Source organism: Sphaerimonospora mesophila (genome assembly GCF_001417795.1).
GTDB lineage: Bacteria > Actinomycetota > Actinomycetes > Streptosporangiales > Streptosporangiaceae > Sphaerimonospora > Sphaerimonospora mesophila.
Window position 1 is genome coordinate 108,748 of record NZ_BCBX01000043.1, and the last position, 15,776, is coordinate 124,523.

General features: G+C 70.6%; 19 protein-coding genes. 4 read left to right on the forward strand and 15 right to left on the reverse strand.

The features are described 5' to 3' along the window. Positions 1-36 precede the first annotated feature (36 nt). Positions 37-330, forward strand: a complete 294-nt coding sequence (locus AP234_RS24895) for a carbohydrate ABC transporter permease (RefSeq protein ID WP_152990607.1) — start codon at positions 37-39, stop codon at positions 328-330. A gap of 32 nt (positions 331-362) precedes the next feature. Here the strand turns inward: AP234_RS24895 and AP234_RS24900 are convergent, their stop codons facing one another. From AP234_RS24900 to AP234_RS24935, 8 genes are read right to left on the reverse strand one after another with little or no spacing between them, the layout of a single operon-like run. Next, positions 363-746, reverse strand: a complete 384-nt coding sequence (locus AP234_RS24900; protein ID WP_083502402.1) for a metal-sulfur cluster assembly factor — start codon at positions 744-746, stop codon at positions 363-365. Then, positions 743-1,186 carry a Fe-S cluster assembly sulfur transfer protein SufU gene (gene sufU, locus AP234_RS24905; protein ID WP_055482145.1) on the reverse strand — a complete coding sequence of 148 codons (444 nt, stop codon included), beginning with the start codon at positions 1,184-1,186 and terminating at the stop codon, positions 743-745. The genes AP234_RS24900 and sufU overlap by 4 nt, the downstream gene beginning before the upstream one ends. A gap of 3 nt (positions 1,187-1,189) precedes the next feature. Continuing rightward, the gene (locus AP234_RS24910; protein ID WP_055482146.1) at positions 1,190-2,479 is read right to left on the reverse strand and encodes a cysteine desulfurase; all 1,290 of its coding nucleotides are present in this window, start codon (positions 2,477-2,479) and stop codon (positions 1,190-1,192) included. Then, positions 2,479-3,222 (reverse strand): Fe-S cluster assembly ATPase SufC, encoded by a 744-nt coding sequence (gene sufC, locus AP234_RS24915; RefSeq protein WP_055482147.1) that lies wholly within the window; start codon positions 3,220-3,222, stop codon positions 2,479-2,481. The genes AP234_RS24910 and sufC overlap by 1 nt, the downstream gene beginning before the upstream one ends. A gap of 3 nt (positions 3,223-3,225) precedes the next feature. Then, positions 3,226-3,546, reverse strand: a complete 321-nt coding sequence (locus AP234_RS24920; protein ID WP_055482148.1) for a non-heme iron oxygenase ferredoxin subunit — start codon at positions 3,544-3,546, stop codon at positions 3,226-3,228. Beyond that, on the reverse strand, positions 3,543-4,673 hold the full coding sequence (gene sufD, locus AP234_RS24925; RefSeq protein ID WP_055482149.1) for a Fe-S cluster assembly protein SufD: 1,131 nt from the start codon (positions 4,671-4,673) through the stop codon (positions 3,543-3,545). Before sufD ends, AP234_RS24920 begins: the two co-directional genes overlap by 4 nt. Beyond that, a complete protein-coding gene (sufB, locus tag AP234_RS24930) occupies positions 4,673-6,085 on the reverse strand; it encodes a Fe-S cluster assembly protein SufB (protein WP_055482150.1) in 1,413 nt (470 codons plus the stop codon). The genes sufD and sufB overlap by 1 nt, the downstream gene beginning before the upstream one ends. Then, complete coding sequence (locus AP234_RS24935) at positions 6,082-6,810, reverse strand: helix-turn-helix transcriptional regulator (protein ID WP_200926699.1); 729 nt, start codon at positions 6,808-6,810, stop codon at positions 6,082-6,084. Before AP234_RS24935 ends, sufB begins: the two co-directional genes overlap by 4 nt. Before the next feature lie 276 nt (positions 6,811-7,086). Here AP234_RS24935 and AP234_RS24940 point away from each other — a divergent pair, with 276 nt between their 5' ends. Genes AP234_RS24940 through AP234_RS24950 form a run of 3 tightly spaced genes read left to right on the forward strand, consistent with a single transcriptional unit; the run spans position 7,087 to position 9,711 of the window. Then, the gene (locus tag AP234_RS24940; RefSeq protein ID WP_055482151.1) at positions 7,087-7,998 is read left to right on the forward strand and encodes an ABC transporter ATP-binding protein; all 912 of its coding nucleotides are present in this window, start codon (positions 7,087-7,089) and stop codon (positions 7,996-7,998) included. Positions 7,999-8,057: 59 nt separating this feature from the next. Continuing rightward, positions 8,058-8,774 carry an ABC transporter permease gene (locus AP234_RS24945; RefSeq protein ID WP_055482218.1) on the forward strand — a complete coding sequence of 239 codons (717 nt, stop codon included), beginning with the start codon at positions 8,058-8,060 and terminating at the stop codon, positions 8,772-8,774. A 28-nt stretch (positions 8,775-8,802) separates the two neighbouring features. Beyond that, complete coding sequence (locus AP234_RS24950; RefSeq protein WP_055482152.1) at positions 8,803-9,711, forward strand: EamA family transporter; 909 nt, start codon at positions 8,803-8,805, stop codon at positions 9,709-9,711. 8 nt (positions 9,712-9,719) lie between these two features. On the opposite strand, the gene AP234_RS24955 is transcribed toward AP234_RS24950, so the two are convergent. From AP234_RS24955 to AP234_RS24985, 7 genes are all read right to left on the reverse strand, one after another. Next, positions 9,720-10,394 (reverse strand): GntR family transcriptional regulator, encoded by a 675-nt coding sequence (locus AP234_RS24955; RefSeq protein ID WP_055482153.1) that lies wholly within the window; start codon positions 10,392-10,394, stop codon positions 9,720-9,722. A 4-nt stretch (positions 10,395-10,398) separates the two neighbouring features. Then, a complete protein-coding gene (locus AP234_RS24960) occupies positions 10,399-10,824 on the reverse strand; it encodes a hypothetical protein (RefSeq protein ID WP_055482154.1) in 426 nt (141 codons plus the stop codon). A gap of 166 nt (positions 10,825-10,990) precedes the next feature. Beyond that, the gene (locus tag AP234_RS24965; RefSeq protein WP_055482155.1) at positions 10,991-11,704 is read right to left on the reverse strand and encodes an ABC transporter ATP-binding protein; all 714 of its coding nucleotides are present in this window, start codon (positions 11,702-11,704) and stop codon (positions 10,991-10,993) included. Further along, entirely contained in the window at positions 11,691-12,605 is a 915-nt protein-coding gene (locus AP234_RS24970) for an ABC transporter ATP-binding protein (protein ID WP_083502414.1), read from the reverse strand. Before AP234_RS24970 ends, AP234_RS24965 begins: the two co-directional genes overlap by 14 nt. Beyond that, positions 12,602-13,588, reverse strand: a complete 987-nt coding sequence (locus AP234_RS24975) for a branched-chain amino acid ABC transporter permease (RefSeq protein ID WP_083502404.1) — start codon at positions 13,586-13,588, stop codon at positions 12,602-12,604. The genes AP234_RS24970 and AP234_RS24975 overlap by 4 nt, the downstream gene beginning before the upstream one ends. Beyond that, the gene (locus AP234_RS24980; RefSeq protein WP_055482156.1) at positions 13,585-14,478 is read right to left on the reverse strand and encodes a branched-chain amino acid ABC transporter permease; all 894 of its coding nucleotides are present in this window, start codon (positions 14,476-14,478) and stop codon (positions 13,585-13,587) included. Before AP234_RS24980 ends, AP234_RS24975 begins: the two co-directional genes overlap by 4 nt. A gap of 5 nt (positions 14,479-14,483) precedes the next feature. Continuing rightward, positions 14,484-15,656: a branched-chain amino acid ABC transporter substrate-binding protein gene (locus tag AP234_RS24985; protein WP_055482157.1), complete on the reverse strand. Its 1,173-nt coding sequence runs from the start codon at positions 15,654-15,656 to the stop codon at positions 14,484-14,486. Positions 15,657-15,776 lie beyond the last annotated feature (120 nt).

The window sequence follows — 15,776 nt, forward strand, 5'->3', positions numbered from 1 at the left end:
GACAGGAGTCTGACCCGGTTAAGGCGACGATCTCCGTTGGCACGATCTCCGGATTCCGGCGTGCCGCTGCTGCGCCCCGCCCTCGCCGCCATGTCGATCTTCATCGTGCTCGCGGAGTGGAACGACTTCCTCTGGCCGCTGATCATCGTGCAGAGCGACGAGATGGCGAACATCCCGGTCGCGCCGGCCCGGCTCAACTCCTACTTCCCCGGCGCGCAGAAGCAGGGCGCGATCCTGGCGGGCGGCGTGCTCGCCTTCCTGCCGTCGATCGGCTTCTTCCTGGTCTTCCAGCGCTATTTCACCCCTGGGGCATCGTGCTCAGCGGACTGAAGGGCTGAGCACGCCGGAGCGGCCGGGCGAGATCAGACGTTGAAGCCGAGCATGCGCAGCTGCTCGCGCCCGTCTTCGGTGATCTTGTCCGGCCCCCACGGCGGCAGCCACACCCAGTTGATCACGACGCTCGACGTGAGGTCGGCCAGCGCCGAGTTGGCCTGGTCCTCGATCACGTCGGTCAGCGGACAGGCCGCGCTGGTCAGCGTCATGTCGACCGTCGCGACCGGGAGCTCTCCCTCGCCGGCGGGGTCGAGGTTGACCCCGTAGACGAGGCCGAGGTCGACGACGTTGATCCCCAGTTCGGGGTCGACGACGTCCCGCAGCGCCTCCAGCACCTCCTCGGTGGAGACCTCCCCCTCGTCGGCGGTGGTCTGGGTCGTCAGGGTCGTCGGGGTCTCCGTCGGCTTGCTCACATCGCCTCCTGGCTTCTCAACACCGCGTCCTTGTAGGCCATCCACGCCAGCAGGGCGCACTTGACGCGGGCGGGGAACTTCGCGACCCCGGCGAACGCCACCGCGTCGCCCAGCACGTCCTCGTCGGCCTCGACCTGGCCTCTGCCCTGCATCAGCCGGGTGAACTCGTCGACGACCGCCAGCGACTCCTCCACCGTGGACCCCGTGGCGAGATCGTGCAGCACCGAGGCGGCCGCCTGGCTGATCGAGCAGCCCTGGCCGTCATAGGAGACGTCCTGCACCTTGCCGCCGTCGGCCAGCTTCACCCGCAGCGTGACCTCGTCGCCGCAGGTCGGATTCACGTGGTGCACTTCCGCGTCGTACGGCTCGCGCAGCCCCCGGCCCTGGGGGCGCTTGTAGTGCTCCAGGATCAGTTCCTGGTACATGGATTCAGCGATCATGGCTCAGCCGAACACCTTCTGCACGTGGTGGAGGCCGCGGACCAGAGCGTCGATCTCGTCCGTCGTGTTGTACAGGTAGAACGACGTGCGGGTGGTCGCCGGGATGCCGAAACGCAGATGGAGCGGCCTGGCGCAGTGGTGGCCTACCCGCACCGCGATGCCGTACACGTCGTCGAGGATCTGTCCGACGTCATGGGGGTGGATGCCGTCGAGGACGAACGAGACCGTGCCGCCGCGGGCGACCACGCCGCGCGGGCCGATGATCCTGAGCCCCGGGATCTCCGCCAGCGCGTCCAGCGCGTACGCGGTGAGCGCCCGCTCGTGCCGCTTGACCTGGTCCATGCCGACCGAGGTGAGATAGTCGACGGCCGCGCCCAGGCCGATCGCCTCGACGATGGGCGGCGTGCCCGCCTCGAACTTGTGCGGCACCGGCGCGTAGGTCGAGCGGTCCATCCAGACCGCCTCGATCATCTCGCCGCCGCCGAGGAACGGCGGCATCGCGTCGAGCAGCTCCCGGCGGCCCCACAGCACGCCGATCCCGGACGGACCGACCATCTTGTGCCCGGTGAAGGCCAGGAAGTCGACGCCGAGCTCGCGCACGTCGACGGCCTGGTGCGGCACCGACTGCGACGCGTCGAGCATCATCAGCGCGCCCACCTCGCGGGCCCGGGCCAGGATCGGCGAGACCGAGTTGACCGTGCCCAGCACGTTCGACTGGTGCACGATCGACACGATCCTGGTGCGCTCGTTCACCAGCTCGTCCAGGCCCGTGATGTCGAGGCGGCCCTCGTCGGTCACCGGGAACCAGCGCAGCGTCGCGCCGGTCCGCTGCGCGAGCAGCTGCCACGGCACGATGTTGGAGTGGTGCTCCATCTCGCTGATGACGATCTCGTCGCCGGGGCCGAGGCGGAACCGCTCGTCGGTGTTCGTCGGGTTGCCGAAGGCGTACGCCACCAGGTTGATCGCCTCGGAGGCGTTCTTGGTGAAGATCACCTCTTCCCGCGACGGCGCGCCGACGAAGGCGGCGATCTTGTCGCGGGCCGACTCGTACGCCTCGGTTGACTCGCTGCCCAGCGCGTGCAGGGCCCGGCCGACGTTGCCGTAGTGCGACATCAGATGCTCGCGCATCGTGTCGATCACCTGGACCGGCTTCTGCGAGGAGTTCGCCGAGTCGAGGTAGACCAGCGGGCGGCCGCCGGGCAGCTCGCGGGCGAGGATCGGGAAGTCCTTCCTGATCCTCTCCACGTCGAGGCCGCCCGTGCCGGCCGTCGGCTGAACGTCGGTGCTCGTCATCAGGCCGATGCCTTCGTGTAGGACTCGTACCCCTCGGCCTCCAGCTTCTCCGCGAGCTCGGGGCCGCCCTCCTCGACGATCCGGCCGCCGGCGAAGACGTGGACGAAGTCGGGCTTCACGTACCGCAGGATGCGGGTGTAGTGCGTGATCAGGAGCACGCCGGTGTCGCCGCTGCGGAACCTGTTGATGCCCTCGGACACCACGCGCAGCGCGTCGATGTCGAGGCCGGAGTCGGTCTCGTCGAGGATCGCGATCTTCGGCTTGAGCAGTTCGAGCTGGAGGATCTCGTGGCGCTTCTTCTCACCGCCGGAGAAGCCCTCGTTGGTGTTGCGCTGGGCGAAGGCGGGGTCCATGGACAGCGCGTCCATCCCGGCCTTCAGGTCCTTGGCGAACTGGCGCAGCTTGGGCGCCTCGCCGCGGACCGAGGTGATCGCCGAGCGCAGGAAGTTGGAGACGCTGACGCCGGGCACCTCGACCGGATACTGCATGGCGAGGAACAGACCGGCCCGGGCGCGCTCGTCGACGGACATCTCCAGGACGTCCTCGCCGTCGAGCAGCACGGCGCCCGACGTGATCGTGTACTTGGGGTGACCGGCTACGGCGTAGGCCAGGGTCGACTTGCCGGAGCCGTTCGGCCCCATGATGGCGTGGGTCTCCCCCGCGCCGACGGTCAGGTCGACGCCGCGCAGGATCTCCTTGTCGCCGACGGCGACGTGCAGGTCACGGATCTCAAGGGTGGGCACGTTTTACTCCTTCGAGAGCGAGACGAACACGTCATCGCCTTCGATCTTGACTCGGTAGACGTTCACTGGCTTGGTGGCGGGCGGTCCTGTCGGCTTGCCGCTGCGCAGGTCGAAGCACGAACCGTGCAGCCAGCACTCCAACGTGTGGTCGTACACGTCGCCCTCGCTGAGTTTCACCTCGGCGTGCGAGCAGACGTCGTGCAGGGCGAAGACCTCGTCGCCAACGCGGACGACCGCGACCGGGACCTCACCGACCTCCACGCCGATGACGCCCTCGTCGGGGATGTCGCCGAGCGCGCAGACCTTCTCCCATTCCGCGCTCATCGGGCCAGCTCCGCCTCGACCGCCGAGAGCACCCGCTCCCGGATCTCGGGGACCTCGATCTTCTCGAGCAGCTGGGCGAAGAACCCGTGCACGACCAGGCGGCGGGCCTCGTCCAACGGGATGCCCCGGGCCTGGAGGTAGAAGATGTGCTCGTCGTCGATTCGGCCGGAGGCGGACGCGTGGCCCGCCCCGGCGACCTCGCCGGTGAGGATCTCCAGGTTCGGCACCGAGTCGGCGCGGGCGCCGTCGGTGAGGATCAGGTTCCGGTTCAGCTCGTAGGTGTCGGTGCCCTCGGCCTCGGCCCGGATGATCACGTCGCCGATCCACACCGCGTGCGCGCCGTCGCCCTGCAGCGCGCCCTTGTAGGTCACGTTGCTGCGGCACTTCGGCACGGTGTGGTCGACGAGCAGGCGGTGCTCCAGGTGCTGACGGGCGTCGGCGAAGTACAGCCCGGTCAGGTCGGCGTCGCCGCCGGGCGCCGTGTACGACACCGAGGGCGACAGCCGTACGAGATCACCGCCGAGGGTGACCACGAACGACCGGAACGTGGCGTCCTTGCCGATCCTGGCGTGGTGGTGCGAGACGTGCACCGCGTCGTCGTCCCAGTCCTGCAGGCTGACCACCTTGAGCGTGGCGCCCTCCGCGACGTCGAACTCGACGTTGTCGGCGTAGACCGCGCTGCCGCGGTGGTCCAGCACGACCACGGCCTCGGCCATCGGGCCGACGTCGATCAGGATGTGGCCGTAGGCCGCACCGGCGCCGGCGCCGCCGGTCCCCCGCACGCCGATCACGATCGGCTTGGACGTGACGGCCTCGCGCGGCACCGTGACGACCGTCGCCTTCTCGAACGACGAGTACGCCTGGGCGCTGACCCGGTCGGCCGGCACGTACGCCCGGCCGATCCTGGCGTCCTCGCGGCCGACGGTCTCGACCGTCGCCTCCGGCGCGGCGTCCACCTCGACCACGACGCTGCCGGTCACCTCGGCCGTGCCGTCGTGCAGGCCGCGCAGGCGGGACAGCGGGGTGAACCGCCACTCCTCCTCGCGCCCGGTCGGCACCGGGAAGTCCGCCACGTTGTAGGACGAGATCTCGTGCAGCGTCGACAGCGGCTTCGTGTCCAGGCCCATCAGCCGACAGCTCCTTCCATCTGCAGCTCGATCAGGCGGTTCAGCTCCAGCGCGTACTCCATGGGGAGCTCGCGCGCGATCGGCTCGACGAAGCCGCGCACGATCATCGCCATCGCCTCGTCCTCCGTCAGGCCGCGGCTCATCAGGTAGAAGAGCTGGTCCTCCGACACCTTGGACACCGTGGCCTCGTGGCCCATCGACACGTCGTCCTCGCGGACGTCGACGTAGGGGTAGGTGTCCGAGCGGCTGATCTGGTCCACCAGCAGCGCGTCGCACTTGACCGTGGAGGCCGACCCGGCGGCGCCCTCGTCGATCTGCACGAGGCCGCGGTAGGAGGTCCGGCCGCCGCCGCGCGCGACCGACTTGGACACGATCGTCGAGGAGGTCTTCGGCGCGAGGTGCACCATCTTCGCCCCGGCGTCCTGATGCTGGCCCTCACCGGCGAACGCGACCGACAGGGTCTCGCCCTTGGCGTGCTCGCCCATGAGGTAGACGGCCGGGTACTTCATCGTGATCTTGGAGCCGATGTTGCCGTCGATCCACTCCATGGTCGCGCCCTCGTACGCCACGGCGCGCTTGGTGACCAGGTTGTAGACGTTGTTCGACCAGTTCTGGATCGTCGTGTAGCGGCAGCGGGCGCCCTTCTTCACGATGATCTCGACGACCGCCGAGTGCAGCGAGTCGGACGAGTAGATCGGGGCGGTGCAGCCCTCCACGTAGTGCACGTAGGAGTTCTCGTCCACGATGATCAGGGTCCGCTCGAACTGACCCATGTTCTCGGTGTTGATCCGGAAGTAGGCCTGCAGCGGGATCTCTACGTGCACGTTCGGCGGCACGTAGATGAACGAGCCGCCCGACCAGACCGCGGTGTTCAGCGCGGCGAACTTGTTGTCGCCCACCGGGATGACCGAGCCGAAGTACTCCTTGAAGATGTCCTCGTGCTCGCGCAGGCCGGTGTCGGTGTCGACGAAGATGACACCCTTCTCCTCGAGGTCCTCACGGATCTTGTGGTAGACGACCTCGGACTCGTACTGCGCGGCGACGCCTGCGATGAGGCGCTGCTTCTCCGCCTCGGGGATGCCGAGCCGGTCGTAGGTGTTCTTGATGTCCGCCGGCAGCTCGTCCCAGGACGCGGCCTGCTTCTCCGTCGAGCGGACGAAGTACTTGATGTTGTCGAACTCGATGCTCGTGAGGTCGGCGCCCCAGGTCGGCAGCGGCTTCTTGTTGAACAGCCGGAGGCCCTTGAGACGCAGGTCGAGCATCCACTCCGGCTCATTCTTGAGCGCGGAGATGTCGCGGACGACCTCTTCCGACAGTCCACGCCGGGCGGTGGCACCGGCCACGTCCGTGTCGGCCCAGCCGAACTTGTAATTCCCGAGGCCTTCCAGCTCCGGGCGGTCGGTGACAGTCACCTTCCGGACTCCTTGCTCGTCGATATTGTCGATGTGCTCGCTTCGGGGGCACGCGCCTGCCGTCCGGCCAGCGCGTGGGGGCTCACGTGCGTGGTGCAGACCCCGTCGCCGTTGGCGATCGTGGCCAGCCGCTGCACCGGCGTGCCGAGCAGCCGTGCGAACGCCTCGGTCTCGGCCTCGCACAGCTGGGGGAACGCGGCCGCGACGTGCGCCACCGGGCAGTGGTGCTGGCAGAGCTGCTCGCCGCCGCTGCCCGTCTTGCTGGCGGAAGCAGCGTAGCCCTCGGCCGACAGCGCCTCGGCCAGCACGCGGACCCGCTGGTCGGCGGGCACCTCGCGCATGACCTCGTCCAACGCGTTCACCAGGCCCGACACCTGGGTGCGCGCGAACTCCGACACCGCCTGCCCGCCCAGCCGCTCGGCCAGGAAGCGCAGCGCGCTGCCCGCCAGGTCATCGTAGGCGTGCACGAAAGCGCTGCGGCCCGCATCGGTGATCGCGAACGTCTTCGCCGGCCTGCCGCGCCCCCGCCTGCCGTACGGCCTGGCCGTACGGGGCTCGATCATGCCCTCGGCGAGCAGCGCGTCGAGGTGACGGCGCACCGCGGCCGGGGTCAGCCCGAGCCGCTCGCCTAGCGCGGCGGCGGTGACGGGACCGTGCTCCAGGATGAGCCTGGCGACGCGGGCCCGGGTGCTGTGCTCGCTGCCGATCTCCCCGTACTTGCCGATGTCCCCCTGCTTGGTTTCCTGCCTGGGTTCCTGATTGGGTTCTGTGTGCGCGGGCAGGACCGATGGCCGCCGCCGCGCGGCGTCCTCGGCGTTCGTCCTCCCGGGCACGTATTTCACAACATCAGTGTGCCGTAATTCCTTCCCGGGTCACAAACCCAGTGTCACACCGATCTAAGTGCGATTTCTCACGCAGGGTAGCCTTACCTAACCATGAACGTACGGGCGGCGGTCGGCTCCGGCTGCGGGGGCACCGCACCCGCTCCCTAGACTCGGAACGTGAGCACTCCGCACGCCGTGGAGATCCGCGGGCTGATCAAGCGGTACGGGCGCAAGACGGCCGTCGACGGGTTGACCCTGACCTGCCGTGCCGGCGAGGTGACCGCGATCCTCGGGCCGAACGGCGCGGGCAAGACCTCCACGATCGAGATCTGCGAGGGCTTCCGCCGGCCGGACGGCGGGACCGTGCGGGTGCTCGGCCTCGACCCGGCCGACCCCGCGCTGAAGCCGCGTCTGGGGGTCATGCTCCAGGCGGGCGGCGTCCCGCCCGCCGTGCGGGCCGGCGAGTGGCTGCGGGTGGTCGCCCGCTTCTACGCCCACCCGCTCGACCCGGACGCCCTGCTCACCCTGCTGGGCCTGAACGAGCATGCGCGTACGCCGTACCGGCGGCTGTCGGGCGGGCAGCAGCAGCGCCTGTCGCTCGCGGCGGCCGTCATCGGGCGGCCGGAGCTGGTGTTCCTCGACGAGCCGACCGCCGGGCTCGACCCGCAGGCGCGGCACGCCTGCTGGGACGTGGTCACCGGGCTGCGGGACGCCGGCGTGTCCGTGGTGCTGACCACCCACCAGATGGACGAGGCCGAGAAGCTGTCGGACCACGTGGTCGTCATCGACCACGGGCGGGTGGTGGCCGAGGGCGCCCCGCGGGAGCTGACCGGCGCGGAGCGCCAGCTCCGCTTCCGCGCCCGGCCCGGCCTCGACGTGGACCAGCTGCTCTGCGCGCTCCCGTCCGGCAGCGCCGCCAAGGAGTCGCCGTCCGGCCACTACATCATCGAGGGGCAGGTCGGCCCGCAGATGCTGGCCACCGTCACGGCGTGGTGCGCCGCCGAGGGCGTCACGACGGAGGACCTGCGCATCGAGCGGCGTACGCTGGAGGACGTGTTCTTGGAGCTGACCGGCCGGGAGCTGCGGTGACCGCGGCCATCCCCACCCTCGACTTCTCCCCCAGGCCGGGAGCCGCGCCGCTCCCCCGGATGGTCCTCGCCCAGGCCGGCGCGGAGATCAGGGCCATGCTGCGCAACGGCGAGCAGCTCGTGCTCACGCTGATCATCCCGATCCTGCTGCTGGTCGGCTTCTCCCTGGCGCCGCTGATCGACATCGGCGGCGGGTCCCGGGTCGCCTTCGTCGCCCCCGGCGTCCTCGCGCTCGCGGTCATGTCCACCGCGTTCACCGGCCAGGCCATCGCCACCGGCTTCGAGCGGCGGTACGGCGTGCTCAAACGGCTCGGCGCCACCCCGCTGTCGCGGACCGGGCTGCTGCTGGCCAAGACGGCGGCGGTCGTGGCCGTCGAGGTGCTCCAGGTCATCGTGATCGGCGTGGTGGCGGTCGCGCTCGGCTGGTCGCCGCGCGGCAACCCGCTGTGGACGGTGCTGCTGATCCTCTTCGGCACGGCCGCCTTCAGCGGGCTCGGCCTGCTCATGGCGGGCACCCTGCGGGCCGAGGCGACGCTGGCCGCGGCCAACCTCGTCTATCTGGTGCTGCTGGGGCTCGGCGGCGTGGTGTTCCCGATCGAGAAGTTCCCCGAGGGCGTGCAGCACGTGCTCACGCTGCTGCCGATCACGGCGCTGTCCGACGGGCTGCGCGGGGTGCTGACGAGCGGCGGCGGCCTGCCGGTGACGCAGCTTCTCGTGCTGGCCTGCTGGGCGGCGGGCACGCTGGCCCTGGCCGCGCGGACGTTCCGCTGGGAATGACGGTGCGCAAGACCATGGGGTCGCCCGGATGACCTCCGAGTCCCTCCCGGGTCCGGCCGAGCCGTACCGTGGCCGGGCCCGGCCGGGCACGTCGTTGCGCGCGGCGGCCGGAGCCGTGCCGCCGTCCGGACTGGTGCTGCTCGCCATCCTGTCGGTCCAGCTCGGGGCCGGACTGGCCAAGAACCTGTTCGCCGAGCTGCCGCCGAGCGGCGTGGTCCTCCTGCGCATCGCGATCGGCGCGGCCATCCTCGTCCCGTTCGCCCCGCCCCGCCTGCGCGGGCTCGGCCGCCGGGACCTCGCCGTCGGAGCGGTCTTCGGGCTGAGCCTCGGGATCATGAACCTCTCGTTTTACGAGGCGCTGGCCCGGCTGCCGATCGGCATCGCCGTCACGATCGAGTTCATCGGACCGCTCGGCGTCGCGGTCTTCGCCTCCCGGCGGCGGCTCGACCTGCTGTGGGTGGCGCTGGCCGGCGCCGGGGTGATCCTGCTCGCCCCCTGGGGACAGGCCGGCGACACGAGCTGGGCGGGCATCGGGTTCGCCGCGCTGGCGGGCGCCTGCTGGGCCGCCTACATCCTGCTGTCGGCGGCGACCGGGGCCCGCTTCCCCGGCACGAGCGGGCTGTCGCTGGCCATGATCGTGGCCACGATCGTGACCGCGCCCGTCGGGGTGGCGTCGGGCGGGACCGATCTGCTGCGGCCGGACGTCCTGCTCATCGGCGCGGGCATCGGCCTGCTCTCCTCGGTCATTCCGTACTCACTGGAGCTCGAGGCGCTGCGCCGCATGCCCAAACGGGTCTTCGGCATCCTGATGAGCCTCGAGCCCGCCGTCGCCGCGCTGGTCGGGCTCTTCGTGCTCGGGGAGATCCTCCAGGTCCGCGAGTGGGCCGCGATCGGCTGCGTCGTCGTCGCCTCGATCGGGGCCACCCGCTCCGGCTGACGGTCCGCCTACTCCTCCGGCTGGTCGGCCCAGATGCCGCGGACGTGGCGGATGTGGCGGCTCATCACGCGCTCCGCCGCCGCGGCGTCGCCGCCGACCAGCGCGTCCAGGATGGCGATGTGCTCGCCGGCCGAGGTGACCAGCGCGCCGCGCTCGGCCAGGCCGCGCAGGCCGTACAGGCGGGCCCGGCCGCGCAGGCCGCGGACCACCTCGACGAGGTGGGCGTTCCCCGACAGGCCCAGCAGGCCCAGGTGGAACCGCAGGTCGGCGTTGACGTAGGCGAGCAGGTCGCCGCTGTGCGCCGCGGCCACGATCTCCTCGGCGACCGGGCGCAGGGCCTCGAAATCGGCCGCCGGGCGGCTGCCCGCCAGCCGGGCAACCGTAGGAACCTCGATGAGCTCGCGGATCTGGGTGAGCTCGTCGAGGTCGCGATCGGTCATCTCGGTCACCCGGAAGCCCTTGTTGCGCACCACCTCGACCAGGCCCTCCTTGGCCAGGTCGAGCATGGCCTCGCGGACCGGGGTCGCCGACACGCCGAACTGCGCGGCGAGCACCGGGGCCGAGTAGACCAGGCCCGGCCGCATCTCGCCCGCGACCAGCGCGTCACGAAGCGCCTGCGCCACCTGCTCGCGCAGGCTCTGCCGCTCGCCCACCAGCGGCAGGACGAGCCCGTCCGCGGTCATGTCCCTACCCTCCTTCGCGCTCGCCTGCGACCCCCCTCCACGCCCGGTAAGCGGTGACGGCGACCACCAGGTCCTGCCAGGCCATGCCCACGCTCTTGAAGACGCGGGGGCCCGGGCCGAAGGCCACTCGGCCGGTGGTGAGGTCGGCGAGATCGCCGGCGAGATGGTCTGCCGTGATCCTACCCGCACGTAGCGGAATGACCAGGTCGCCGGCCTCCGCCAGAGCCGCCGTACGTGCCTCCGCCACGACGGTGGATCGCGCGACGAGATCATCGTCCAGCTCGCGGGCACCGGGTTCGTGGGATCCGACGGCGACGACCACGGCGCCGTCGCCGACCAGGTCACCGGAGAACGGCGGGGTACGCGCCGTCGTGCAGCAGGCGATCAGGTCGGCCTCCTCGACCGCCCGCCGCCAGGCCGGGCCGGACACCGGGTGGGCGTCGGCGAGCAGACCGGCGGCCGCGCAGCGCGTCCTGCAGAGCCTGTACGGCCCGGCCCGGCGGCACCAGCCCGGCCACCGTGTCCCCGTCCAGGTGGGGTGGCCCGTTCCTCAGCCGGCCTCTCCTCGTCCCGTCCCGTACGGACGTCGTGGCCGATCACACGCCCCCCAGGTAGGCCTCGGCGACCCGCGCGTCGTCGCGCAGGTCGGCGGCGGTCCCGGTGAGGACGCATGCCCCGTTCTCGATCACATACCCGCGGTGTGCGATCTTCAGCGCCGCCCTGGCGTTCTGCTCGACCAGCAGCACGGCCGTGCCCTCGGCGTTGATCTCCCTGATCACGTCCATCACGGCGGCGACCACCAGCGGGGCGAGGCCCATGGACGGCTCGTCGAGCAGCAGCAGCCGGGGTCCGGTGACCAGCGCCCTGCCGATGGCGAGCATCTGCTGCTCGCCACCGGACAGCGTGCCGCCCTGCTGCTCGCGGCGTTCCGCCAGCCGGGGCAGCAGCGCGTACACCCGGTCGATCCGCCGCCTGACCTCGGCCTGGTCGCGGACGGCGTAGCCGCCGAGCAGGAGGTTGTCGTGCACGCTCAGCGTGCTGAACACCCGCCGCCCCTCGGGGACGTGGACCAGGCCGAGCCGCACGATCGCACTCGGCTTGGCACCGGTGATGTCGCGCCCGTCGTAGACGATCCTCCCCCCAGTGGGCCGGACCAGCCCCGACACGGCCGACAGCGTCGTCGTCTTGCCCGCGCCGTTGTTGCCGAGCAGGGCGACGGCCTCCCCCTCCCCGACGGTGAGGGCCAGCCCGCGCAGCGCGTGGACGCCGCCGTAATGGACGTCCAGACCGTCGATCTCAAGCGCCGCCATCGTCGCGTCCTCCCGCCACGCTCGCCCTGGCCTGCTCGATCTCGGCCTCGTCGGCGTCCCTGCCGAGGTAGGCCTCGACGACCTCGGGATCGCGCCGCACCTCCTCCGGGGGTCCGTCGGCGATCTCCCGGCCGAAGTTCAGCACAACCACCCGCTGCGAGACGTCCATCACCAGCCCCATGTCGTGCTCGATCAGCACGATCGCGACGCCCAGGTCGCGGATGCGGCGGATGAGGTCGAGCATCTCGGCCTTCTCGCCGTGGTTGAGCCCGGCGGCCGGCTCGTCCAGCAGCAGCAGGTCGGGCCGCCGGGCCAGCGCCCTGGCGATCTCCACCCGCCGCTGCTCGCCGTACGGCAGGGCTCGGGCCGGGCCGTACCGGTCGCCACGCAGCCCCGCGAAGTCCAGCCAGTGGTGGGCCTGCTCGGTGATCTCCCGCTCCCCTCTGCGATAGCGCGGGGTGTGCAGCAGCGCGTCGAAGACGCTCTGCCTGATCCACAGGTGGGTGCCGGCGCGGACGTTGTCCAGCACGGACATCTCACCGAACAGGCGCAGGTTCTGGAACGTGCGCGCCACACCCAGTGCGGCCACCGCCGAGGGCCGCAGCCCGGTGATGTCGCGCCCGCGCAGCCGTACGGCGCCGGCGGTGGGCCGGTAGAAGCCGGTCACGCAGTTGAAGGCGGAGGTCTTCCCCGCGCCGTTGGGGCCGATCAGCGAGACGATCTCGGCTTCGCCGACGCCGAAGGTCAGCCCGTCGATCGCGAGCACGCCGCCGAAGGACAGGCGCAGGTCCTCGATCGACAGCAACGGGTGGTCCAACGGCCCGCCCGACGTCTCGTTCACCGGGTCGTTCACCGTCTCGTTCACGGGGTCGTTCACGAGGTCGTTCGCGGGGTCTTTCATCGCACCGCCTCTCGGGGCGCCGTCGATCGCGCCGCCTCCCGCGCCCGGGCCGGCCACAGACCCTGCGGCCGGACCAGCATCACGATGATCAGCAGCACGCCGAAGGCGACGAAGCGATAGTCGGCGAGGTCGCGCAGCAGCTCGGGCAGCAAACTGATGATCACGGCGCCGATGACGACCCCCCTGATCGAACCCATGCCGCCGAGGACGACCGCCATCAGCACCAGCGCGGACTGCAGAAACGTGAAACTCGACGGGGCGATCGCCGACAGGTGCGCGGCGAACAGGACCCCGGCGAGCCCGCCCCAGATCGCGCCGGCGATGTAGGCGGCCATCTTGACCTTGTAGGTGTGCACGCCCATGGCCTCGGCGGCGTCCTCGTCCTCCCGGACGAACCGCCACGCCCGGCCCAGCCGGGACCTGCCGAGCCGGGCGGCGCCCACCACGGCGACCGCGACGACCAGCACGGTCAGGTAGTAGAAGGAGATCCGATCGCCGGCCAGCCCCGGGATGCCGTAGATGCCGGACGGCCCTCCGGTGACGTCGAGGTTGGTCACGGTGATCCGGATGATCTCCCCGAAGCCGAGCGTCACGATCGCCAGGTAGTCGCTGCGCAGCCGCAGCGTCGGGGCGCCGATCACCACACCGGCGATCACGGTGGCGACCAGGACGGCCGGCAGCGTGGCGACCAGCGGCAGATCGAACCGGGTGGACAGCACGCCGCTCGTGTACGCGCCGACCGCGAAGAAGGCGGCGTAACCGAGATCGAGGAGGCCGCAGTAGCCGACCACGATGTTGAGCCCGGCCGCCAGCATCACGAAGATGGCCGCGCTGGTCATCACCGAGATCGCGTACGGCGTCGCGTTGACGAACGGCGCGAGCAGCGCGATGGCGAGTCCCGCGAGACCGATCCACCGGTTTTCCGTCAGACTGTCGACGAGGCGTGACGCGATCGAGCGCGGCCCCGCGCCCCGGCGGGTCACACCCGCTCCGTCACGCGCTCGCCGAGCAGGCCCGTCGGCCGTACGGTCAGGAACAGGATGAGCACGCCGAAGGCGAAGACGTCGCGCCACTCGCCGCCGAGCCAGAACGTGCCGAACGACTCCAGCAGGCCGAGGAGCAGCCCGCCCAGCATCGTGCCGGGAATGTTGCCGATGCCGCCGATGACGGCCGCCGTGAACGCCTTCAGGCCGATCAGGAAGCCCATCATGAAGTCGATCTTCCCGTAGTGGGCCCCGGCCATGACCCCGGCGGCCCCGGCGAGGGCGGAGCCGAGGAAGAAGGTCCGGGCGATGACGGCGTCCACGTCGATCCCCATGAGCGCGGCGGCCCGGGGGTCGAGCGCGACCGCCCGCATGGCCCGCCCCTCACGTGACCGGGTGACCAGCAGGTTCAGGCCGACCATGAGGACGACGGCCACACCGACCAGGGCGAGCTGCTGGAGGGTGACACGGGCCCCGAGAACCTCCAGCGAGGTGCCGCCGAGCCGCACCGGATAGACCCTGGGGTCGGCTCCGGCGGCGGCGCGCATGCCGTACTCCAGAGCGAAGGACGCGCCGACCGCGGTGATCAGCAGCGAGAGCCGCGGGGCGCCGCGCAGCCGCCGGTAGGCCACCCGTTCCAGCAGCACCCCGGCGAGGCCGGTGGTGCCCATGGTGAGCACGAGCACCAGGAGCAGCAGGGGCAGGGCCATGGTCACCGACACACCACCGGCCGCGCCGAGGACGGCGAAGCCGGTGAACGCGCCGAGCATGTACAGGTCGCCGTGGGCGAAGTTCAGCAACTTCATGATCCCGTAGACCATGCTGTAGCCGAGCGCCACCAGCGCGTAGAACGACCCGACGAAGAGGCCGTTCCAGACCAGTTGCGTCATCGTTCCTACTGGAGGGGGTCCTGCAGGACGAACTTGCCGTCCTTGACGACCAGGATCTGGAAGCCGCCCGTGCTCAGGGTGTGCTCGGGGGTGAACTTCAGCGGCCCGGAGAACATCGAGAACCCGTCGATCGCCTCAAGGGCGGCGATGACCTTCTCACCGTCGGTGCCGCCGGCCTTGGTGATCGCCTCGGCGGCGAGCCGTACGGCGTCGTAGGACTGGTTGGAGTACGGCCCGGGGTCGGAGCCGAACTTCTGCTTGTAGTTCGCGATCCAGCTTTCGGCGCCCTGGAGCGTCTCCGGGGTCTGGGTCATCGTGGCGTAGACGCCGTCGGCGGCCTCGGCGCCGGCGATCTCGATCAGCTTGGGCGAGACCGAGCCGTCGCCGACGAGGATCTTGCCCTCGTAGCCCGCCTGGCGGAACTGCCTGGCGAGCAGGCCGGCCTCCTGGAAATAGCCCGTCCAGTAGACGTAGTCGGGCTTCTTGGCCAGCACGTTGTTGATGTTGGCGCTGTAGTCGCTCTCCTTGGGGGTGACCGCCTCCAGGATCGCGGTCTCCGGGCCGCCCGGCTCGTCGAGCAGCTTCTGGGTGCGCAGCGCCAGGTCCTTGGAGTAGCTGGTGTTGTCGTGCATGAGGGCGGCCTTGGCCGCCCCGTCCTTGGTCATCCAGGCGGCGGCCGCCTCGGCCTGCTGCCCACCGGTGCCGTTGATGAGGAAGACGTTCTTGAGCTTCTGGTCGACGAGCTCCTGCGAGTTGGCCACCGGGATGACCATCGGGATGCCGGCCTTGTTGAAGATCGGCAGCGTGGGGAGGGTGGCCCCGGAGCAGTATCCGCCGACCGAGACGGCGATGCCCTCGGTCACCAGCTTGTTCGCACCGGCGGCCGCGGTCTGCGGGTCACAGGCGTCGTCGGCGGTCTTCAGCTCCAGCTTGCGGCCGAGCACGCCGCCCTTCTCGTTGATCTCGTCCACCGCCATCTGGGCGGCGTTGCTCATGTACGGACCGATCGCCGCCTCGCTGCCGGACTGCGGGATCAGCATGCCGAGTATGATCGGCTCGTCCTTGTTCTCACCGGAACCCGCGTCGTCACTGCCGAGCAGTCCCTGTCCGCAGCCTGCGGTCAGCAGGGTCAGCGACGCCATCACGGCCGCGAGGGCCGTGCCACGGATCTTGTGCATCCGCGCCTCCTCTTCGCAATGAGGACTGTGACATTGCAGGTCCCACAAAGATCTCGTCAAGGCCTGACATCAGACCGTTAGCGCCCTGTGAGCACCACACCGGGCGCTGGTCCGCCGCGG